This window comes from Rubellimicrobium mesophilum DSM 19309 (genome assembly GCF_000600335.2).
In the GTDB taxonomy this organism is placed as follows: domain Bacteria; phylum Pseudomonadota; class Alphaproteobacteria; order Rhodobacterales; family Rhodobacteraceae; genus Rubellimicrobium; species Rubellimicrobium mesophilum.
In genome coordinates this window covers 1-20,692 of sequence record NZ_KK088585.1, presented here as the reverse complement: position 1 = coordinate 20,692, position 20,692 = coordinate 1, and the positions used below count along the sequence as shown (strand labels likewise).

The following is a 20,692-nucleotide window of genomic DNA, read 5'->3' as shown; positions in this document are numbered from 1 at the left end:
GATGGCGAAGCAGTTCGCCGGATTCGAGGACCCGCACCGGGCCTTCGTCGCCGACCAGCCCATCTTCTTCGTCGCCGCCGCCGCGCCGGACGGCCACGTCAACGTCTCGCCCAAGGGCCGCGACTCGCTCCGCGTCCTCGGCCCCAACCGCCTCGTCTGGCGCAACCTCACGGGGAGCGGCAACGAGACGGCCGCGCACCTCCTCCGGGCGAACCGCATGACCGTCATGTGGTGCTCCTTCACCACCCGGCCCCTGATCCTGCGCGCCTACGGCACCGCAACCGTCACCCACAAGGGTCAGCCCGGCTGGGACGACCTCGACGCCCTCTTCCAGCCCGACCTCGGCGCCCGTCAGGTCTTCGACATGGCGGTGGACCTCGTCCAGACCTCCTGCGGCTACGCCGTTCCCTTCATGGACTTCCGCTCCGAACGCGACACGCTGGAGAAATGGGCCGAGGACCGGGGCGAGGACGGCGTGGAGGCCTACTGGCAGCAGAAGAACCGCCAGAGCATCGACGGCTTCCCGACCGGCCTGCCCGGATGACCGGCGCCGAGGCCCTCGCCGCCCTGGAGGCCGAGGCCAACCCCGACTTCGCCGCCCGGGAGGCCGCCTACCACAAGGCCCTCCGCCGCTACCTCGGCATCCCCGTCCCCCGCCTGACGGAACTGGCCGACGGCTGGCGCGAGGGGATCACGCTGGACGACCGCCTCGCCCTCGCCTCCGCCCTCTGGGACAGCGACATCCACGACGCCCGCATCGCCGCCGCCAAGCTCCTGACGCAGGCCCGCATCCGCCCCGACGACGAGCCCGTCTGGCGCCTCATCGCCTCCTGGGTCCCGACCTTCGACGCCTGGGCCATCGCCGACGCGGCCAGCAGCGCCGGAGGCCGCCGCCTCACCGCCGACCCCCGCCGCCTCGACGAGGTCGAGACCTGGGTCGACTCGGACCACCTATGGACCCGCCGCGCCGCGCTGGTCATGACGCTGCCCTGGACCAAGGACCGCTTCCCCAAGCCCGAGGACCTCGCCGTCCGCGAGCGCGTCCTGGGCTGGTGCGAGGCGCTGTCGCCCGACCGCGACTGGTTCATCCAGAAGGCCGTCGCCTGGTGGCTCCGCGACCTGTCCAAGAAGGACCCCGACCGCGTCCGCGCCTGGCTCGACGCCCATGGCGAAGGCCTCAAGCCCTTCGCCCGCAAGGAGGCCGCCCGCCTGCTCCCTACTTGAGCCTGGCCTTGGCCTCCGGGAACGACCGCCAGTAGTCGCCCGTCCCCCGCCGGATCACCTCGTCCTCGGGCTCGATCCGGAACGGCGAGAGCTCCGGCTGGGCCCGCACCCGATCATAGAGCGCCGGGAAGTCCGTCCCGCGCAGCAGCTCGAACAGGTCCTCGAAGCGGTCGATCACGAAGTAGGACGCCTGCAGGTCGTCGATGTAGTAGCCGGTCCGCAGCACCCGCTCCGCCTCGAACCCGAGCCAGTTCGCCGAGGGGTCCTCGACGACATACCGCGCCTCCCCGAAGGAGGAGCAGATCCCGGCCCCGTAGATCTTCACGCCCTCCGGCTTGCGGATCAGCCCGAACTCGATCGTGTACCAGTTGAGCCGCGCGAGGTACTTGACCCCCTTCCGCTCCATGGCCTCCAGCCCGATCCGCCCGTACTCGGCCATGTAGTCGGCATAGGCGGGGTCGGTCAGCAGCGGCACGTGCCCGAAGACGTCGTGGAAGATGTCGGGCTCCTCCAGGTAGTCGAGCTGCTCGCGCGAGCGGATGAAGGTCCCCGCCGGGAACCGCCGCGAGGCCAGCATCTCGAAGAACGGCCGCGAGGGGATCAGCCCAGGCACCGCCACCACCTCCCAGCCGGTCGCCGCCCGCAGCCTCTCGTTCATCCGCCGGAAGTCCGGCACGCCCGAGGCGTCGATCCCCAGCCGCGAGAGCCCGTCGAGATACTCCTGGCAGACATGGCCCTTCAGGGTCCGGAGCTGCCGGTCGAACAGCGTCCCCCAGACGGCATGGTCGCCCTCGGTGTAGCTCTCCCACCGCTGGTCGATGACGCAGTCCTCGGCATGGTGGGCGGTCAGAACGGCGTGTCCGGCCATGGCATCGGTCCTCCCCTCCGGGGACGCCGGAGCCGCCACGGCGCGACGTCCTTGCCCCATAACGGACCCGCAGGGAGCGATGTTCCCCACTCAGGTCGCGGCGAGGCTCCCATGCGTGTTGAGGAGGTAGCGCGAGAAGATGGGCGAGCAGGCCGCCCCGAGCGCCCGGGCGTTGCCGCCCACCCGCCCCTCCTCGATCCGCATCGGCGAGAGGCCCCTTGTGTCGAGCCCGCCCACCTCGCGCCGGGTCGCCTCCACCAGGCGCGTGCGCACGTCGGATGGAAAGGCCCCGTCGATCAGCACCGCCTCGAAGTCGATCACGGCGCAGACCGTCACCGCCGCCCGCGCGAGCTGCCGCGCCGTCCCGGCGATCCAGTCGTCGAGGGGACCGTCGAGCCCCGACCAGTCCTGCGGCTGCGCCCAGAGCCGGTCGGTCGCCATCCCCGCCCGCGCGAGCGCGTCCTCCAGGAGGAACAGCGAGGCCGTGTCGATGAGCTGCCGGTCGCCCCCGTCCGGCCCCCGCACGAGGAGCGAGCCGAAGCCTCCGGCGTTGCCGAAAGCCCCCTCGAAGACCGAATGGTTCAGCACCACGCCCCCGCCGATGAAGGAGCCTATGAAGAAGTAGGCGAAGTCCCGGAACTCCCGCCCCCGGCCATAGACGTGCTCGGCCCGGCAGGCGGCGGTTCCGTCGTTGTCGAGGAACACCGGCAGGGACGAGAACCTCGCGATCTCGGCCGCGTAATCCACCTCGCGCCAGACGTCGAGCGCCCCCTTGGGCGCCCCGATGGCCTCGTGCCAGTCCCATAGGTCGTAGGGCTTGGCGATGCCGATGCCGGCGATCCGCTCCCTCTCCACAGGCGTCAGCCCCTCGGCGAAGGTCTCGAGACCCCGCCGCAGGAAGTCGAACACGGCGTCGGGCGTGGGCCAGCGATAGGTCGTGTGAAGCTGCCGCCGCACGCCGCCGTCGAAATCCGACAGCAGGAGGTCGGCGCTCCGCCGCCCGAGCTTCAGCCCTACCGAGAAGGCGCCGTCCGGCGCCAGGCTCATGGGGACGCGCGGCTTGCCGACCCGGCCCCGCTGCGGCTCACCCCTCTGGATCAGGCCCTCGCCCTCCAGCTCGCGCAGGATGACCGACACGGTCTGCGGCGACAGGCCCGCCACGCGCGCGAGGTCGCTGCCCGGCAGCGGGCCGTGCCGCTGGAGCGTGGACAGGATCAGCCTCTCGTTGTGATCGCGCAGCCCCTGCTGATTGACGCCGGAGCTCAGGCTGCGGACCGCGCCCGATTCCATCGTGCGCCCCTCCCTTTGGGACAGAGGTGATAAGCCGCCCGATATATATGTCCAGTGGATTTATTTATTGACGGATGATTTGGCCGTGGTAAGCCTAGCCCCGTCCCTGACCCCAAGAGGCCGGGATCGGTGCCGGCTGGATCGCCGACGCCGAACATCTGGGAGGACTACCAATGAAGAAGCTTCTCGCCGGCTCCGCACTGGCCCTGGTCGCCATGTCCGGCGCCGCCTTCGCCCAGGACGTGACCGCCGCCCCCGAGGGCACCTCCGCCTGCCTCATCACCAAGACCGAGACCAACCCGTTCTTCGTGAAGATGCGCGAAGGCGCCGAGGCCAAGGCCGCCGAGCTCGGCATCACGCTCAGCTCCTACGCCGGCAAGGAGGACGGCGACCACGAGTCCCAGGTCCAGGCCATCGAGACCTGCATCGCCAACGGCGTGAGCGGCATCCTGCTCGTCCCCTCGGACAGCTCGGCCATCGTCTCCTCGGTCCAGCAGGCCCGTGACGCCGGCATCCTCGTCATCACGCTCGACACGCCGCTGAACCCGATCGACGCCGCCGACGCGACCTTCGCGACCGACAACTTCAAGGCCGGCCAGCTCATCGGCCAGTGGGCCGCCGCCCAGCTCGGCGACGCCGCGGCCGACGCCAAGATCGCGTTCCTCGACCTCGACGTGAGCCAGCCCACCGTGGACGTGCTCCGCGACCAGGGCTTCATGACCGGCTTCGGGATCGACACCAAGGACGTGAACGTCATCGGCGACGAGGACGACCCGCGCATCGCCGGCCATGACGTGACCCAGGGCAACGAGGAAGGCGGCCGCCGCGCGATGGAGAACATCCTCGCCGCGAACCCGGACGTGAACGTGGTCTACGCGATCAACGAGCCTGCCGCCGCCGGCGGCTACCAGGCGCTCCAGGCCATGGGGATGAGCGACGTCCTGATCGTCGCCGTGGACGGCGGCTGCCCCGCGTGCAGAACGTCAAGGACGGCGTGATCGGGGCCACCTCGCAGCAGTACCCGCTCGATATGGCCTCGCTCGGCATCCAGGCGATCGCCAACTACGCCACGAACCAGACCCTGCCCCAGAACACCGAGGGCAAGGACTTCTTCGACACCGGCGTGTCGCTCGTCACCGACAAGCCCGCGGAAGGCGTGGAGTCGATCGACACCACCAAGGGCGCCGAGCTCTGCTGGGGCTGATGCCTCGCTTAGCGCTTGATCGCTGGGGCGGTCTGGCCTGAAACTGACCGTGACTGGGGCGGGCCACTGGTCCGCCCCAGTTCCATCAAGAAGGGGCGAGGACCCCGCCGGGAGGAGTCGCATGAGCGGCACGGACAATTTCGAAGCCGTGGTCAAGGAGCGCCGCACCGAGGCGGTGGCCGAGTTCCACGAGGATAAGACCCTCATCAGGCGCTTCCAGAACGCGCTCCACGCCGCGCCGTCGCTGGTGCCGCTGATCGTGCTTCTCGTCTCGGTCCTTCTCTTCGCGGGCCTGGTGGGATCGCGCTTCTTCTCGGCCGGGACGCTGACCCTCATCCTCCAGCAGGTGCAGCTCGTGGGCATCGTCGCCGCGGCGCAGACGCTGGTGATCCTGACCGCTGGCATCGACCTCTCGGTCGGCGCCATCGCCGTGCTGAGCTCGGTCATCATGGGCCAGTTCGCCTTTCGCTATGGCATTCCCGTTCCGCTCTCGATTCTTTGCGGCCTGGGGGCCGGCACGATCCTCGGGATGATCAACGGCTGGCTGGTGGCGGTGATGAAGCTGCCGCCGTTCATCGTGACGCTGGGGACCTGGCAGATCATCCTGGCCACGAACTTCCTCTACTCGGCCAACGAGACGATCCGCGCCCAGGACATCGAGGCCAACGCCCCGGCGCTCCAGTTCTTCGCCCAGACCTTCAAGATCGGCGCCGACGAGAACGGGCGCGGTGGCGCGACCTTCACCTACGGCGTGATCTTCATGATCCTGCTCATCGCCGTGCTGTCCTACGCGCTCCGCAGCACCGCGTGGGGCCGCCACGTCTACGCGACCGGCGACGACCCGGACGCGGCGCAACTCTCGGGCGTGAACGTGCGGGCCACGCTGATCTCGGTCTATGCGCTCTCGGGCCTGATCTGCGCCTTTGCCGGCTGGGCCCTGATCGGCCGGATCGGCTCGGTGTCGCCGACCTCGGGGGCCGAGCTCAACATCCAGTCCATCACCGCCGTGGTGATCGGGGGCATCTCGCTCTTCGGCGGGCGCGGCTCCATCTGGGGCGCGCTCTTCGGAGCCCTCATCGTGGGCGTGTTCTCCCTGGGGCTCCGGCTCCTCGGCGTGGACCCGCAATGGACCTTCTTCTTCATCGGCCTGCTCATCATCGTGGCCGTGGCCGTGGACCAATGGATCAGAAAGGTGGCCGCCTGATGCTGACCGAGACGCAATCCCCCGTGCAGGACCCCACCATGGCCGGGCAGCAGCCCCTCCTGCTCGGCCGGGGGCTCACCAAGCGCTACGGCAAGGTCGTCGCGCTCGACAACTGCGACTTCGACCTCTACCCAGGCGAGATCCTGGCGGTGATCGGCGACAACGGCGCCGGCAAGTCCACCCTCATCAAGGCCGTCTCCGGGGCGGTGATCCCCGACGAGGGGGACGTCTTCCTGGACGGCCAGAAAGTCAGCTTCCGCAGCCCGACCGAGGCGCGGCAGGCCGGCATCGAGACCGTCTACCAGACCCTCGCCATGTCCCCCGCGCTCTCCATCGCCGACAACATGTTCATGGGGCGGGAGCTGCGCCGCCCCGGCGTCATGGGCGAATGGCTGCGGATGCTCGACCGTCCGAGGATGGAGAAGTTCGCGCGCGAGAAGCTCACCGAGCTCGGGCTGATGACCATCCAGAACATCAACCAGTCGGTCGAGACGCTCTCGGGCGGGCAGCGGCAGGGCGTCGCGGTGGCGCGGGCCGCCGCCTTCGGCTCCAAGGTCATCATCCTCGACGAGCCCACGGCCGCGCTCGGCGTCAAGGAATCGCGCCGCGTGCTGGAGCTCATCCTCGACGTGAAGTCGCGGGGCATCCCGATCATCCTGATCTCGCACAACATGCCCCACGTCTTCGAGGTCGCGGACCGCATCCACGTCCACCGGCTCGGGCGCAGGCTCTGCGTGATCCGGCCCCAGAACCACACCATGTCCGACGCGGTGGCCTACATGACCGGCGCCCGCGTGCCGGACACGGAGTTCGAGACCGCCTGACGTGCTGGACATCTCCGGACAGGTGACGGCGCTCGCCGAGCGGGCGCAGGGACTCCTCGCGGAGCGTCCCCGGGTGCTGCTGGCCCTCGCGGGGGCTCCGGCGGCGGGCAAGTCCACCATGGCTGCCGCGCTCCACAAGCGGCTGCGGGAACAGAGGATCGCCGCCGAGGTCGTGCAGCTCGACGGCTTCCTCCTCGACACCGCCGTGCTGGACGCGCGGGGGCTCCGGCAGCGGAAGGGAGCGCCCGAGACGCTGGACGCCCGGGGCTTCCTGCACCTCGCCCGTCGTCTCCAGGAGGGTGGAGAGGTCGTGGCCCCCATCTTCGACCGGGCCCGCGACATCGCCATCGCCGGCGCGCAGGTCGTCCCCGCCGACTGCCAGGTGGTCATCTGCGAGGGCAACTACCTCCTCTTCGACGAGGACCCGTGGCGCGACCTCCTGCCCCTCTGGGATCTCACCGCCCGGATCGACGTGCCCCTGCCCGAGCTGCGGGCCCGCCTGATCCAGCGATGGCTGTCCCATGGCCTGTCCCGCGCCGCCACCCGCCGAGCCGAGGTCAACGACGTCCCGAATGCCAGGCGCGTCCTCGAACGGGAGCTGCCGGCGCAACTCATCCTCGCGATCCGTCCCGAGACCGGGGGCGACATCGTCCCCAGGACCGGCATGGCTCGCTAATCACGCCCTTGCGAGCGGACCGTCCGGTCCTATGATCCCCTGACATGGCAGCCACATCTCAGCACCCGCTCGATCCCGGGACCGTCTCGCGGCTCCTGTCCGGCCGTCACGACGATCCCTTCTCGGTCCTGGGGCCGCACCGGCACGGCGGCGCCACCTGGGTCACCGCATTCGACCCCGGCGCCGAGCAGATGGCGGCGGTGGTGGATGGTAAGGAGCATCCCCTGCCCCGCATCGAAGGCGGGCTCTTCTCCGGCCAGGTGCCGGAGGAGCGGCCGTATCACCTTCGCGGACGCGGCGACGGCGGGCAGTGGGAGTACGACGACGCCTACCGCTTCGGTCCGGTGCTGACCGACCTCGACGAGTACCTCCTGGGCGAGGGGACCCATCTGCGGCTGTGGGAGGCCCTGGGCGCCCATGTCCGGGTCCACCAGGGGGCCATCGGCACCCACTTCGCGGTCTGGGCGCCGAACGCGCGGCGCGTCTCGGTGGTGGGCGACTTCAACGCCTGGGACGGCCGACGCCACCCGATGCGCCGGCGCGGCGGCACCGGCGTATGGGAGATCTTCGTCCCCGGCGTGGGCGAGCCCCACTGCTACAAGTACGAGATCATCGGCCCGCATGGGGAGCTCCTGCCGCAGAAGGCCGACCCGGTCGGCTTCGGCTCCCAGCACCCGCCCGAGACGGCCAGCGTGATCCGCGACATCCGGGGCTACGGCTGGAAGGACGGCCGCTGGATGCAGGAGCGCGCGAACCGCCACCGCCGCGACGCGCCCATCTCGATCTACGAGGTGCATCTGGGGTCCTGGAAGCGCGTCTGGGCCGAGGGCGGGCGTCCGCTCTCCTACCGCGAGGCGGCGGTGGAGCTGGTGGCCTACGCCAAGGACATGGGCTTCACGCATCTCGAGTTCCTGCCTCTGTCCGAGTATCCCTTCGACGGCTCCTGGGGCTACCAGCCGGTCGGGCTCTATGCGCCCACGATCCGCTTCGGGCCGCCGCACGAGTTCCGCGACCTCGTGGACGCGGCGCACCAGGCGGGGCTGGGGGTCCTCCTCGACTGGGTGCCCGCGCACTTCCCGACCGACGCGCACGGCCTCGCCCGGTTCGACGGAACGCATCTCTACGAGCACTCGGACCCGCGCGAGGGGTTCCACCAGGACTGGAACACGCTGATCTACAACTTCGGCCGGCAGGAGGTCGCGAACTTCCTCGTGGCCAACGCGCTCTACTGGCTCGAGGAGCACCACGTCGACGGGCTGCGAGTCGATGCCGTGGCCTCGATGCTCTACCGCGACTACTCGCGGAAGGCCGGGGAGTGGATCCCGAATGTCCATGGCGGGCGCGAGAACCTCGAGGCCATCGACTTCATGCGCCGCATGAACGCCACCGCCTACGGCCGGAACCCCGGGATCATGACCGTGGCCGAGGAGTCGACCGCCTTCCCAGGCGTGTCGGCGCCCGTGGACGCGGGGGGCCTGGGCTTCGGCTACAAGTGGAACATGGGCTGGATGAACGACACCCTGTCCTACATGAGCCGCGAGCCCATCCACCGGAAGCATCACCATCACCAGATGACCTTCGGGCTCCACTACGCCTTCAGCGAGAACTTTGTCCTTCCGATCAGCCACGACGAGGTCGTGCACGGCAAGGGCTCCATGGTCGGCAAGATGCCGGGATCGTGGTGGGAGAAGTGCGCGAACCTCCGGGCCTATTACGGCTTCATGTGGGGGCACCCGGGCAAGAAGCTCCTGTTCATGGGCTGCGAGTTCGGGCAGCGCGGCGAATGGAACCACCGGGCCCAGATCGACTGGGACGCCGTCGCCCACGGGCCCGAGCACCGGGGCATCCAGCGCCTCGTGCGCGACCTCAACACGCTCTACCGCGCCGAGCCCGCGCTCCACGCCCGCGACTCCGAGCCCGAGGGCTTCCAGTGGATCGAGGGCGGCGACGCCGACAACTCGATCCTGGCCTGGGTGCGGCGGGGCTTCGAGAACGATCCGCCCTGCGTGGTCGTCTGCAACTTCACGCCCGTGGAGCGGCGGGATCACCGCATCGGCCTGCCCCTGCCCGGCCGCTGGATCGAGGTGATGAACACCGACGCCGCGATCTACTACGGCGGCAACCGCGGCAACCAGGGCGGCGTCCTGGCCGAGGAGCGGGGCTGGATGGGGCAGCCCTTCTCGGCCCCCATGACGCTGCCGCCGCTTTCGACGCTGATCTTCAAGCTGGACCGCTGACGGGTTGGGAGGCCCCTCATCATGCCGCAACGACGGAGACTGACGCAGAGGTCCATGGCCTTCGTCCTGGCCGGCGGACGGGGCTCGCGGCTGCGCGAGCTCACCGACCGGCGGGTGAAGCCCGCCGTCTACTTCGGCGGCAAGGCGCGGATCGTCGACTTCGCGCTGTCGAACGCGATGAATTCCGGCATCCGCAAGATCGCGGTGGCCACGCAGTACAAGTCGCACTCGCTGATCCGGCACCTGCAGCGCGGCTGGAACTTCTTCCGGGCGGAGAGGAACGAGTTCCTCGACATCCTGCCCGCCTCGCAGCGCATGGACGAGGAGAGCTGGTACCGGGGCACGGCCGACGCGGTGACGCAGAACATCGACATCGTGGACAGCTACGACGTCGACTTCATCATCATCCTGGCCGGCGACCACATCTACAAGATGGACTACGAGGTCATGCTGCGCGAGCACGTCGAGAGCGGCGCGGACGTGACGATCGGCTGCCTGACCGTGCCGCGTCAGGAGGCGACCGCCTTCGGCGTCATGGCGGTGGACGCGTCCAACAAGATCACGAGCTTCCTCGAGAAGCCCAAGGACCCGCCGGCGACGCCCGAGGACCCGAACCTCGCGCTGGCCTCGATGGGCATCTACGTCTTTTCCTGGCCGTTCCTGAAGGAGTGGCTCCTCAAGGACGCGCAGGACCCGAACTCCTCCCACGACTTCGGCAACGACCTGATCCCGGCGCTGGTGGCGCGCGGCGCGGCGCGGGCGCACCGCTTCGACGACTCCTGCGTGCGCGATCCGGGCGCGCCGGCCTACTGGAAGGACGTGGGGACCGTGGACGCCTACTGGCAGGCGAACATCGACCTCACCAACTTCATCCCCGACCTGAACCTCTGGGACCAGGACTGGCCCATCTGGACCTATTCGGAGATGACCCCGCCCGCCAAGTTCATCCATGACGAGGAGGGACGGCGGGGCAGCGCGGTCTCCTCGATGGTGTCGGGCGGCTGCATCATCTCGGGGACCGAGGTCAGGAACTCGCTCCTCTTCACGCAGGTCCACACCAACTCCTTCGCCGTGCTCGATCATGCGGTGGTGCTGCCCTACGTGACCGTGAACCGGCACGCCCGCCTGCACCGCGTGGTGATCGACAAGGGCGTCGTCATCCCCGAGGGGCTCGTGGTGGGCGAGGACCCAGCCGAGGACGCGAAGTGGTTCCGCGTCACGGACAGCGGCATCACCCTCATCACGAAGGAGATGCTGGACCGCCGAGACGCATCGAGATGACCCGGGTCCTGTCGGTCGCCTCCGAATGCGCGCCGCTCGTCAAGACGGGGGGGCTCGCCGACGTGGTGGGGGCCCTTCCCGCCGCGCTCGCCCCGGAGGGGGTGGAGATGCGGGTGATGCTGCCGGGCTACCCGGCGGTGCTGGACGCGCTCGCCCGCGAGGGGACGGTGATGGAGGACTGGGACCTCTTCGGGGGCCACGCCAACCTGATCGCCGCGACCGCCGCCGGGCTCTCCCTCCTCGTGGTGGAGGCGCCGCACCTCTACGACCGCACGGGATCCATCTACCTGGGCGCCGACGGGCACGACTGGTCCGACAACCCGGAGCGCTTCGCGGGCCTCTGCTGGATGGCGGCGCGCGTCGCCGCCGAGGGCGTCGCGGGCTGGCGGCCGGACGTGATCCACTGCCACGACTGGCAGGCGGGGCTGGTGCCGGACTACCTCCGCGCCCAGGGCGCGCGGGAGCGGACGGGCACGGTCCTCACCATCCACAACATGGCCTTCCACGGCCTCGCGCCGCCGACCCGCATCGCCTCGCTGCGGCTCGATCCCGAGCGCTTCACCCCCGACGGCTACGAGTTCTGGGGGCGCATCTCGGCGCTGAAGGCGGGCCTCGTCGGGGCGGACAAGCTCACCACCGTCTCGCCCACCTACGCCGAGGAGCTCCTGCGCCCCGAGTTCGGCATGGGCCTCGACGGGATCATGCGCGAGCGGCGCGACGACCTCGTGGGAATCCTCAACGGCATCGACGAGGCGGTCTGGGACCCGGCGACGGACCCGGCGGTGACCTCCTACGCCCAGCCGGAGGGCAAGGCCGCGAACAAGGCCGCGCTGCGCGCCGAGTTCGGGCTGCCCGAGTCCGACGGGCCGCTCTGCGTCGTGGTCTCGCGGCTGACCTCACAGAAGGGGCTCGACCTGCTGATCGAGGCGCTGCCCACGCTGCTGTCGAACGGCGGGCAGCTCGCGCTGCTGGGCTCGGGCGAGGGCTGGATGGAGGAGGCCTTCCGCAACGCCGCCCAGGGGGGGCAGGTGGGCGTCCGGCTTGGCTACGACGAGGCGCTGTCGCACCGGATGATGGCCGGCGGCGACGCGATCCTGGTGCCGTCGCGCTTCGAGCCCTGCGGGCTCACGCAGATGTACGGGCTGCGCTACGGGACGATCCCGGTGGTGGCGCTGACCGGGGGTCTGGCCGACACGGTCATCAACGCCTCGCCGGCCGCGCTGTCCGCGGGCGTGGCGACCGGGCTGCAGTTCCATCCCGTGACCGCCGACGCCCTGCGTGCGGCGCTCGCGCATCTGTGCAGGCTTTACGCGGACGTCAACGTCTGGACACGGATGCAGGCGAATGCGATGGCCCAGCCTGTAGGCTGGCAGAGCTCGGCCAAGGCCTACGCCCGGCTCTTCCAGGATGTGACCCGTCGCGCATGAAACCCCAAGGGCAGATCACGGCGAGCGGGACGCTGTCCCACGGCGCGATCGTGGGCGGCCGCCCCGACCCGCTGGGCGCGACCTGGGACGGCGAGGGCGTGAACTTCGCCCTCTTCTCCCAGCACGCGACGCGCGTCACGCTCTGCCTGTTCTCGCCCGATGGCCGCTGGGAGGCCGAGTGGATCGACCTGCCCGAGCGTGACGGCCATGTCTGGCACGGCTACGTGCCGGGGCTGATGCCGGGGCAGGCCTACGGCTACCGCGTCCACGGCCCCTACCGCCCCGACGAGGGGCACCGCTTCAACCCCCACAAGCTCCTGCTCGATCCCTATGCCATGCGGATCGCCGGGGCCGTCACCTGGGACGACGCGCTCTACGGCTACGACACCGCCTCGCGGCATGGGGACCTTACCTTCGACACGCGCGACTCGTCCAACTTCGTGCCGCGCGGCGTGGTGACGGACCCGGGCTTCGACTGGGGCACGGACCGGCGGCCCGACCGGCCGCCGACCGAGACGGTGATCTACGAGGCCCATGTGAAGGGCCTGACCATGGGGCGTCGCGACATCGCGGAGCCGGGCACCTTCGCGGCGATGGCCTCGGACCCGGTGCTCGACCACCTCGTGAAGCTCGGCGTCACGACCGTGGAGCTCCTGCCGGTGCAGGCCTTCGTGGACGACCGCTTCCTCGTGGAGAAGGGCCTCAGGAACTACTGGGGGCTACATGACCCTGGGCTTCTTCGCGCCCGAGCCGCGCTACATGACGACGGGGCAGCTCTCGGACGTCCAGGAGATGGTCCGGCGGTTCCATGCGGCGGGGCTCGAGGTGATCCTCGACGTGGTCTACAACCACACCTGCGAGGGCAACCAGATGGGGCCCACGCTGAGCTTCCGCGGCATCGACAACGCCAGCTACTACCGGCTGGCCGAGAGCCCCCGCTACTACATCGACGACACGGGCACCGGGAACATGCTCAACATGGACCACCCGTTCGTCATGCGGATGGTCATGGACAGCTTGCGCCACTGGGCCACGGCGATGCGCGTGGACGGCTTCCGCTTCGACCTCGCCACCTCCCTGGGGCGGACCATGCGGGGCTTCGACCGGAACCACCCCTTTCTCCAGGCCCTGCGGCAGGACCCGGTGGCTGGGGCGGCTGAAGCTGATCGCCCGGAGCCCTGGGACGGTCGGGGACCGGGGGGCTACCAGCTCGGCGCCTTCCCGGCGCCGTTCCTCGAATGGAACGACAAGTTCCGCGACCAGGTGCGCCGCTACTGGCGGGGCGACCCGGACATGACCCGCAAGCTCGCCATGCGGATCTCGGGCTCGGCGCTCAAGTTCGACCACGACGGGCGGGCGGCGACCTCCTCGGTCAACTTCCTGACCGCGCATGACGGCTTCACGCTGATGGACCTCGTCTCCTACCGGGAGAAGCGGAACGAGGCCAATGGCGAGGGGAACCGCGACGGGCACTCGCACAACAACTCGGACGACCTGGGCATCGAGGGACCGACGCAGGACGCCGCGATCAACGCCGCGCGGGCGCGGCGGCGGCGGAACATGATGGCGACGCTGATGCTGGCGCAGGGCACGCCGATGATCCTGGCAGGGGACGAGCTCGGCAACTCCCAGCGCGGCAACAACAACGCCTACTGCCAGGACAACGAGACCGGCTGGGTGGACTGGGATCACGCCGATGCGGAGTTCTTGGAGTTCTGCCGCCGCATCGTCGCCTTCCGCAGGCGCCACCCGATCCTGCGGCAGAAGCGCTTCCTGCATTCGCGGTCCCGCGTGATCGACGGGCAGGTGGACCTCTTCTGGCGCCGGGCCGACGGCGAGGTGATGTCGGAACCCGACTGGAACAACCTGGGCCAGAAGCTGATCGCGGCCGAGATGCGCGTCGCCTCGGGGACGCCCGACTACCTGGCCCGCGCGCATCGCGAGGATGCGCTCTTCGCCATCTTCAACGTGGGCGGCCCGGATCTGGTGATGCTGCCCGAGCTGCCGCTCGACCGGTGCTGGGTGCTCCATGTGGACACCGCCCGGCCCGGCCTCGTGCCCCACCGCGCCTCGCGTGCCGTGCAGGTCGCCGCCGATTCGGTGGTGGTGCTGGCGCTCGAGCCCCAGCCCATCGTCCCGCGCCCCTGAGGAGGAGAGGCCCATCATGGAGATCGCGACCGTCCGCACCACCCCCATCGGCGGCCAGAAGCCGGGCACCAGCGGGCTGAGGAAGAGGACGCGGGTCTTCATGGAGCCGCACTTCCTGGAGAACTACGTCCAGTCGATCTTCGACGGGATCGGGGGCGTCGAGGGCAAGACCCTCGTGCTGGGGGCGACGGGCGCTACTTCAACGACCGCGCCTCGCAGGTGATCCTGAGGATGGCGGCGGCGAACGGGGCCAAGCGGGTGATCGTCGGGCGGGGGGCGCTGCTCTCCACGCCGGCGGCGTCGAACCTGATCCGGCAGAGGGGCACGGACGGCGGGCTGATCCTGTCGGCCTCGCACAACCCCGGCGGCGAGGACGCCGACTTCGGGCTCAAGTACAACACGCCGAACGGGGGGCCGGCGCCGGAGAACGTGACGGACCGCATCTTCGAGGCGACCAGGGGGATCGCGGAATACCGCATCCTCGTCGGGCAGGACGTGGACCTGTCCAAGCTGGGGGAGACGCGGCTCGGCGACATGGCGGTCGAGGTGGTCGATCCGGTCGAGGACTATGCGGCGCTGATGGAGCGGCTCTTCGACTTCGACGCGATCCGGGCGCTGTTCGCCGGCGGCTTCCGGGCGCGGTTCGATGCGATGCACGCAGTGACGGGGCCCTATGCGAAGGACATCCTGGAGGGGCGGCTTGGGGCGCCGGAGGGGACGGTGGTCAACGCCGTGCCTTCGCCGGACTTCGGCGGCGGGCATCCGGACCCGAACCCGATCTGGGCCAAGGAGCTGGTGGACGCGATGATGGCGCCGGACGCGCCGGACTTCGGGGCGGCCTCGGACGGGGATGGCGACCGGAACATGATCCTCGGCAAGGGGGTCTACGTGACGCCGTCGGATTCGCTGGCGCTGCTGGCGGCCCACGCGCATCGGGCGCCGGGGTATCGGGGCGGCCTCAAGGGCGTGGCGCGGTCGATGCCGACCTCGGGGGCGGTGGACCGGGTCGCGGCCGCGAAGGGGATGGCCTGCTACGAGACGCCGACGGGGTGGAAGTTCTTCGGGAACCTCCTCGATGCCGGGAAGGTGACGCTCTGCGGCGAGGAGTCGGCGGGGACGGGCTCGGACCACGTAAGGGAGAAGGACGGGCTCTGGGCGGTGCTGCTGTGGCTCAACATCCTCGCGGACACGAAGCAGTCCGTGAAGGCGCTGATGGAGGAGCATTGGCGGACCTACGGGCGCAACTACTACTCGCGGCACGACTACGAGGACGTGGAGACCGAGAAGGCCAACGCTCTCTACGATGGGCTGCGGGCGGCGCTGCCGTCGCTGCCGGGGAAGAGCTTTGCCGGGCTGACGGTCGCGAGCGCCGACGAGTTCGCCTACGACGATCCGGTGGACGGCTCGCGGTCGGAGCGGCAGGGGCTGCGCATCGGCTTCGAGGGCGGCGGGCGCGTGGTGTTCCGGCTGTCGGGGACCGGGACGGTGGGCGCGACGCTGCGGGTCTACCTGGAGGCGCTGGAGACCGATCCGTCGCGGCTGGACCGGGACCCGGCCGAGGCGCTGGCGCCCATCGCGCAGGCGGCGGACGGGATCGCCGGGATCCGGCGGCACACCGGGCGCGAGGGGCCCGATGTCGTCACCTGAACGGCTGAGGGGCGGATGCCTCTGCGGGGCGGTGGGCTACGAGGTCGAGGACGACTTCAAGTATGCGATGAACTGCCACTGCTCGCGCTGCCGGAAGGCCATGGGGTCGGCGTTCAAGCCCATGGGCGGAATCGAGGTGGAGAAGGTCCGGCTGACGCGGGGGCAGGACCGGCTGCTCGTGGTGGGCGAGCCGGACGGGACCCATGACCTCCGCTGCCGCGACTGCGGGTCGCTCCTCTACAGCATCGTGCGCGAGGGAACGTGGGCGCATGTGACCTACGGGACGCTGACCGACGCGCCATCGCTGCCGATCCAGATGCACATCATGGTGGGCTCCAAGGCGCCGTGGTTAACGATCACGGACGACCTGCCGCAGCACCGGGAGTTCTGACGGAGAGAGGGGCTCGCGCGCGGCGAGGAGCGCGCGAGAGTCGGGTCCGGACAGTCACCGGGCTGCGTGGATGACCGCGCCCTGGTCTTGTCCGGTGGCCGCAGGCCGGGTGGCTGAGGCCCAGGCTGCGGGGGGCGGGCTTCGGCCCGCGGCGGCTGGGTCTTTGCGGCGCCTCGCCTGACGCCTCCCAGGCCGAAGGGGGCCCGCGCCTTCGGTTCAAAGAGCTCTCGTCCGTGGAGCCTCTCTCCGCCTTTGCACGCAGGGCAAAGGGCCGGAGCCCCGGACATGGATGGTCATGTTGGTCCTGGCGAGGGGCTGGCCGTCCAAAGCCCCTGCCGAGGGGAGCCCCGATCCTTGAGGCCTCCTCCGGCGCAAGCGCTCTCCTGCTGTGAGGTCTTGAGCGGGCCGGGAGGGAGGCGTCGCGGGGCGGTGCTCCATGTGAGAAGGATGCGGCGGGCAGGTTAATGAGGCGTTACCCGGGCGTTCGTTGCCCCCCGTGGCCACGCAACACCCTCAATGTAAGTGACTGGCACGACTGGTAAAAGGGCTCACGCACGGGTGTTGCGTCGCCCCCGGCGAGCTGACGTCGAGGAGCCGCGAATCAGAGCGGTCCGAAGGTGCCGGCGGGTGCGGCTGGGCGCCTGCCTGGCAGGGATGCCCGTCGCGCGAGGCGGCCATGGCGTGGTGACATGGCGCCGCCCACGGTGGACGCAGCCGAGGCGGGGGCCGATGCCGCGAGGTGCGCCGCAGCGCACCCTGCTGGAGGGTCGCGGCCCACTACCCCGCGTCGCGCTGCGCGATCCAGTCGTGGTCGGGGTCGTTCTGGAAGCGCCACTTGCGGAGCGGGCCGGCCATGACGTTGAGGTAGTAGAGCTCGTAGCCGTAGGGCGCGCCGCAGGGGTGGTGGCCCTTGGGGACGAGGGTCACGTCGTGGTTCTTGACCGCCATCGTCTCGTCGAGCGAGCCGTCCTCGGTGTAGACCCGCTGGATGCCGAAGCCCTGCGCGGGGTTCAGGCGCATGTAGTAGGTCTCCTCAAGGTAGGTCATCCTCGGGAAGTCGTCCTCGTCGTGGCGGTGGCTCGGGTAGCTCGACCAGTGGCCCGCCGGGGTGAAGACCTCGGTGACGAGGAGCGAGTCCGCGACGTCCCGCATCTCCATGGCGATGTTGTTGACATGGCGGGTGTTGGTGCCCTTGCCGCGGGGCGTGAGCTCGATCCCCTCGGGGCCAAGGCGCTGGGCCGGGTAGTTGCCCTTGCCGGGCGCGGCGCAGACGGCGAGGGTGCAGGGCGTGGTCGCGACGGCCTCCCAGTCCGTCCCGTTCGGCAGGTAGAGGCAGTGGGGCGGCGTCTTCTCGAAGACGTCCATGCGGTTGCCCATCTCGCCCCAGTCCTGCCCCGCGCCGGTGATGCGGGCCTTGCCCTCGACGAGGACGAGGATGACCTCGGTGTCGCCGGTCTGCTCCGCCGCGCGCTCGCCGGGCTGGAGGCGGTAGAGGCCGAAGCCCACGTAGCCCCAGCCGGCGCTCTCGGGCGTGACGTCGTGGACCTTGCCGGTCTCGCCGGCCGGATGGATCAGGAGGCGGCTCATTTGTCGTCGGGCTCGCGCGGGTTGAAGTTGATGAAGAAGCCGTAGCCGGCATAGAGGCCGATGGCGGCGAAGATCATCGCCCACATCATCTCGCCGGTGCCGGCCTCGACCATGGCCCAGACGAGGCAGAGCGCGACGATCAGGACGCGCAGCCAGAGCGGGCGGAAGAAGGGGTGGTTGAAGTCGAAGAACTTGTCCATGGGGCCTTCCTCCGCGATGGGGCGGCCCCTGTCCAGGGCCGCCCTGGGGGCGTCAGTTGCGGGCCTGCACCCGGACCATGGCCTCGTAGCCGGTGCGCGCGGCGCGGACTTCCTTGCGCTCGCTCACTTCCGGCACGGCCACGTCCCACCAGAAGCCGCCGAACGGCGTGTTCGGGTAGGGGTCGGTGTCGATGACGACGACGTAGGGGCCCTTGGCATTATGGCGGCGGGCGAGGGCCTGCTCCAGCTCGGCGATGCCGCCGACCTTGACCGCCTCGGCGCCCATCGAGGCCGCGTGGGCGGCGAAGTCGATGTTGCTGTTCGGGCCGCCATGGGCGTGGGCGAGGAGGTTGTTGAACTCGGCGCTCCCCGTCGACATCTGCAGGCGGTTGATGCAGCCGTAGCCCCGGTTGTCGGTGATGACGACGGTGAAGGGCACCTGCATCATCGCGGCGGCGGCGAGCTCGCTGTTCAGCATCATGTAGGAGCCGTCGCCGACCATGCAGATCACGTCGCGGTCGGGCTCGGCCATCTTGATGCCGAGCGCGCCGGCGACCTCGTAGCCCATGCAGGAGAAGCCGTATTCCATGTGGTAGGACATGGGGCGCGTGGCCTTCCAGAGCTTGTGGAGCTCCCCGGGCATGGTGCCGGCGGCGCACATGACCACGGTGTCGGGACCCGAGGCGCGCTGGACGGCGCCGATGACCTGCTGGTCGGTGGGGCGCGCGTTGTCGTCGGCCTTGGGCGCAGCGGTGAGCGGGTCGACGTCGGCGAACCAGTCGGCCTTGAGCGAAGCGGGGACCGGCTTGGCCTTGTAGGCGCCGAGCGCGATCAGGAGCGCCTCCAGTCCGGCCTCGGCATCGGCGCAGAGCGGCTCGGCGCCGTGCTTCACCGCGTCGTAGGCCTGGACGTTGAGGCTCGCGAGCTTGCGGTTCGGGCGGGAGAAGAGCGCCCAGGAGCCGGTGGTGAAGTCCGCGAAGCGGGTGCCGACGCCGATCACGAGGTCCGCCTGCGCGCAGGTGGCGTTGGCGCTCGCGGTGCCGGTCACGCCCACGGCGCCCAGGTTCAGCGGGTGGTCCCAGGGGAGCGAGGACTTGCCGGCCTGGCTCTCCACCACGGGGATGCCGGTGGCCTCGACGAAGCGGCGGAAGGTCTCGGTGGCGTGGCCGTAGTGGACGCCGCCGCCGGCGACGATCACCGGGGATTCGGCGTTGCGGATCAGGGTGGCCACGGCCTGCACCTCGACCGGGTCGGGCTGGGGACGGCGGCGGCGCCAGACGCGGGTCTCGAAGAAGGACTCGGGCCATTCGTAGGCCTCGGCCTGTACGTCCTGGCAGAAGGCGAGCGTGACCGGGCCGCAGTCGGCGGGGTCGGTCATCACGCGCATGGCGCGGGGGAGCGCGGAGAGGAGCTGCTCGGGCCGCTCGATCCGGTCGTAGTAGCGGCTGACCGGCTTGAAGCAGTCGTTGGCCGAGACGGTGCCGTCGTGGAACGCCTCGACCTGCTGGAGCACCGGGTCGGGGCCGCGGTTGGCGAAGACGTCGCCGGGGACGAAGAGCACCGGCAGGCGGTTGACGTGGGCGAGGCCCGCCGCCGTCACCATGTTGAGCGCGCCGGGGCCGATGGAGCTCGTCACCATCATGGCGTGGCTGCGGCCGAGCTGCTTGGCGTAGGCGATGGCGGCGTGGGCCATGCCCTGCTCGTTGTGGCCGCGATAGGTCTGGAAGGTGTCGCGGGCGCCGTGCAGCGCCTCGCCCATGCCGGCGACGTTGCCGTGCCCGAAGATCGCCCAGCAGCCGGAGATGAAGGGCGTGCCGTCCTCGGCGAGCTGGGCCTGGAGCCAGCGGATCATGGCCTGCGCGGCGGTCAGGCGGATCGTCGTCATGTCAGTGGTCCTCGAAGGCGAAGGCGACCGGGAAGGCCGCCATGACGGAATTGGCGATGGTGGAGTCGGCGCAGGCCGCGTCGAAGCATTCGCGGGCCTGGGCGGGGGTCTCGGCGGCCACGCGGGCGCGGATGCCGGCGGCGGTCACGCGGAGGGGGTGGCCGTCGAGCGTGACCTCGGCGGCGACATCGACGGGGCCGAGGGTGATGCCCCGCGCCTCGGCGGCGTAGTGGAGGTCGTTCCAGAAGCAGCCGCCCAGCGCGGCGGCGAGAAGCTCCGCGCCGTTGAAGCCGAGGCCCTGGCCGCCGGCCACCCCGTCGGGACGGTCGGCGATCAGGGTCCGGGTGCCCGTGCGCCCCAGCCCGGCCCGGGAGCCGGGGAGGTTCTGGAAGCGCATGGACAGGGTGCGGCTCACGCGGCGGCCCCCACGGCCCCCTGCCCCGCCCTGGCCTGGTCCCAGACCTGGGCGAGGGTGCGGAAGCGCTCGGCCATCTGGGCGACGGCCTGCTCGTCGGTCATCTCGCCCCTGAGCCAGGCGCGGGCGGCGGAGCCGAAGATGGTGCGGCCCACGGCGAAGCCCTTGACGAGGGGCTGGCGGG

At 70.4% G+C, this 20,692-nt stretch carries 16 protein-coding genes and 3 pseudogenes; 12 read left to right on the top strand and 7 right to left on the bottom strand.

The window, feature by feature from the left end:
- Nucleotide 1 precedes the first annotated feature (1 nt).
- Together RUMESO_RS15140 and RUMESO_RS15135 are read left to right on the top strand one after the other, a co-directional pair.
- Nucleotides 2–544 (top strand): pyridoxamine 5'-phosphate oxidase family protein, encoded by a 543-nt coding sequence (locus RUMESO_RS15140; protein WP_037281393.1) that lies wholly within the window; start codon nucleotides 2–4, stop codon nucleotides 542–544.
- Nucleotides 541–1,224 carry a DNA alkylation repair protein gene (locus tag RUMESO_RS15135; RefSeq protein ID WP_037281392.1) on the top strand — a complete coding sequence of 228 codons (684 nt, stop codon included), beginning with the start codon at nucleotides 541–543 and terminating at the stop codon, nucleotides 1,222–1,224. The genes RUMESO_RS15140 and RUMESO_RS15135 overlap by 4 nt, the downstream gene beginning before the upstream one ends.
- Here RUMESO_RS15135 and phhA read toward each other — a convergent pair.
- On the bottom strand, nucleotides 1,217–2,092 hold the full coding sequence (phhA, locus tag RUMESO_RS15130; protein ID WP_037281391.1) for a phenylalanine 4-monooxygenase: 876 nt from the start codon (nucleotides 2,090–2,092) through the stop codon (nucleotides 1,217–1,219). The genes RUMESO_RS15135 and phhA overlap by 8 nt on opposite strands.
- Nucleotides 2,093–2,182: 90 nt before the next feature.
- Entirely contained in the window at nucleotides 2,183–3,382 is a 1,200-nt protein-coding gene (locus RUMESO_RS15125; protein WP_037281390.1) for an ROK family transcriptional regulator, read from the bottom strand.
- Nucleotides 3,383–3,555: 173 nt separating this feature from the next.
- Here RUMESO_RS15125 and RUMESO_RS15120 point away from each other — a divergent pair.
- The 10 genes and pseudogenes from RUMESO_RS15120 (at nucleotide 3,556) to RUMESO_RS15075 (ending at nucleotide 16,421) form a co-directional block, all read left to right on the top strand.
- Nucleotides 3,556–4,586 (top strand): annotated as a pseudogene (locus RUMESO_RS15120) (substrate-binding domain-containing protein).
- 121 nt (nucleotides 4,587–4,707) lie between these two features.
- Nucleotides 4,708–5,790 carry an ABC transporter permease gene (locus RUMESO_RS15115; protein WP_037281389.1) on the top strand — a complete coding sequence of 361 codons (1,083 nt, stop codon included), beginning with the start codon at nucleotides 4,708–4,710 and terminating at the stop codon, nucleotides 5,788–5,790.
- Nucleotides 5,790–6,614, top strand: a complete 825-nt coding sequence (locus RUMESO_RS15110; protein WP_245639295.1) for an ATP-binding cassette domain-containing protein — start codon at nucleotides 5,790–5,792, stop codon at nucleotides 6,612–6,614. The genes RUMESO_RS15115 and RUMESO_RS15110 overlap by 1 nt, the downstream gene beginning before the upstream one ends.
- 1 nt (nucleotide 6,615) lies before the next feature.
- On the top strand, nucleotides 6,616–7,290 hold the full coding sequence (locus RUMESO_RS15105) for a nucleoside/nucleotide kinase family protein (RefSeq protein WP_037281388.1): 675 nt from the start codon (nucleotides 6,616–6,618) through the stop codon (nucleotides 7,288–7,290).
- A gap of 44 nt (nucleotides 7,291–7,334) precedes the next feature.
- Entirely contained in the window at nucleotides 7,335–9,527 is a 2,193-nt protein-coding gene (gene glgB, locus RUMESO_RS15100; RefSeq protein ID WP_037281387.1) for a 1,4-alpha-glucan branching protein GlgB, read from the top strand.
- Between the two features lie 21 nt (nucleotides 9,528–9,548).
- Nucleotides 9,549–10,808 (top strand): glucose-1-phosphate adenylyltransferase, encoded by a 1,260-nt coding sequence (gene glgC, locus RUMESO_RS15095; protein ID WP_037281386.1) that lies wholly within the window; start codon nucleotides 9,549–9,551, stop codon nucleotides 10,806–10,808.
- On the top strand, nucleotides 10,805–12,235 hold the full coding sequence (gene glgA, locus RUMESO_RS15090) for a glycogen synthase GlgA (protein WP_037281385.1): 1,431 nt from the start codon (nucleotides 10,805–10,807) through the stop codon (nucleotides 12,233–12,235). Before glgC ends, glgA begins: the two co-directional genes overlap by 4 nt.
- Nucleotides 12,232–14,383, top strand: a pseudogene (gene glgX, locus RUMESO_RS15085) (glycogen debranching protein GlgX). Before glgA ends, glgX begins: the two are co-directional and overlap by 4 nt.
- 16 nt (nucleotides 14,384–14,399) lie before the next feature.
- Nucleotides 14,400–16,030, top strand: a pseudogene (locus tag RUMESO_RS15080) (alpha-D-glucose phosphate-specific phosphoglucomutase).
- Nucleotides 16,017–16,421, top strand: coding sequence for a GFA family protein (locus RUMESO_RS15075; protein WP_037281384.1), 405 nt, complete (start codon nucleotides 16,017–16,019; stop codon nucleotides 16,419–16,421). The pseudogene RUMESO_RS15080 and the gene RUMESO_RS15075 overlap by 14 nt, the downstream one beginning before the upstream one ends.
- A gap of 777 nt (nucleotides 16,422–17,198) precedes the next feature.
- Here the strand turns inward: RUMESO_RS15075 and iolB are convergent.
- The 5 genes from iolB to RUMESO_RS15050 form a co-directional block, all read right to left on the bottom strand.
- Nucleotides 17,199–18,008 carry a 5-deoxy-glucuronate isomerase gene (gene iolB, locus RUMESO_RS15070; RefSeq protein WP_037281383.1) on the bottom strand — a complete coding sequence of 270 codons (810 nt, stop codon included), beginning with the start codon at nucleotides 18,006–18,008 and terminating at the stop codon, nucleotides 17,199–17,201.
- A complete protein-coding gene (locus RUMESO_RS15065; RefSeq protein WP_037281382.1) occupies nucleotides 18,005–18,208 on the bottom strand; it encodes a hypothetical protein in 204 nt (67 codons plus the stop codon). The genes iolB and RUMESO_RS15065 overlap by 4 nt, the downstream gene beginning before the upstream one ends.
- 52 nt (nucleotides 18,209–18,260) lie before the next feature.
- A complete protein-coding gene (gene iolD / locus RUMESO_RS15060; RefSeq protein WP_037281381.1) occupies nucleotides 18,261–20,093 on the bottom strand; it encodes a 3D-(3,5/4)-trihydroxycyclohexane-1,2-dione acylhydrolase (decyclizing) in 1,833 nt (610 codons plus the stop codon).
- A 1-nt stretch (nucleotide 20,094) separates the two neighbouring features.
- Entirely contained in the window at nucleotides 20,095–20,508 is a 414-nt protein-coding gene (locus RUMESO_RS15055; RefSeq protein WP_037281380.1) for an OsmC family protein, read from the bottom strand.
- The coding region (locus RUMESO_RS15050) for a 2-deoxy-5-keto-D-gluconate 6-phosphate aldolase domain-containing protein (protein ID WP_037281379.1) at nucleotides 20,505–20,692 on the bottom strand (188 nt) is incomplete at its 5' end. The genes RUMESO_RS15050 and RUMESO_RS15055, both read right to left, overlap by 4 nt.

Coding starts and splice junctions, on each gene's coding strand:
- RUMESO_RS15140 (WP_037281393.1), top strand. CDS start 2: ATGGCGAAGCAGTTCGCCGGATTCGAGGACCCGCACCGGGCCTTCGTC.
- RUMESO_RS15135 (WP_037281392.1), top strand. CDS start 541: ATGACCGGCGCCGAGGCCCTCGCCGCCCTGGAGGCCGAGGCCAACCCC.
- phhA (WP_037281391.1), bottom strand. CDS start 2,092: ATGGCCGGACACGCCGTTCTGACCGCCCACCATGCCGAGGACTGCGTC.
- RUMESO_RS15125 (WP_037281390.1), bottom strand. CDS start 3,382: ATGGAATCGGGCGCGGTCCGCAGCCTGAGCTCCGGCGTCAATCAGCAG.
- RUMESO_RS15115 (WP_037281389.1), top strand. CDS start 4,708: ATGAGCGGCACGGACAATTTCGAAGCCGTGGTCAAGGAGCGCCGCACC.
- RUMESO_RS15110 (WP_245639295.1), top strand. CDS start 5,790: ATGCTGACCGAGACGCAATCCCCCGTGCAGGACCCCACCATGGCCGGG.
- glgB (WP_037281387.1), top strand. CDS start 7,335: ATGGCAGCCACATCTCAGCACCCGCTCGATCCCGGGACCGTCTCGCGG.
- glgC (WP_037281386.1), top strand. CDS start 9,549: ATGCCGCAACGACGGAGACTGACGCAGAGGTCCATGGCCTTCGTCCTG.
- glgA (WP_037281385.1), top strand. CDS start 10,805: ATGACCCGGGTCCTGTCGGTCGCCTCCGAATGCGCGCCGCTCGTCAAG.
- RUMESO_RS15075 (WP_037281384.1), top strand. CDS start 16,017: ATGTCGTCACCTGAACGGCTGAGGGGCGGATGCCTCTGCGGGGCGGTG.
- iolB (WP_037281383.1), bottom strand. CDS start 18,008: ATGAGCCGCCTCCTGATCCATCCGGCCGGCGAGACCGGCAAGGTCCAC.
- RUMESO_RS15065 (WP_037281382.1), bottom strand. CDS start 18,208: ATGGACAAGTTCTTCGACTTCAACCACCCCTTCTTCCGCCCGCTCTGG.
- iolD (WP_037281381.1), bottom strand. CDS start 20,093: ATGACGACGATCCGCCTGACCGCCGCGCAGGCCATGATCCGCTGGCTC.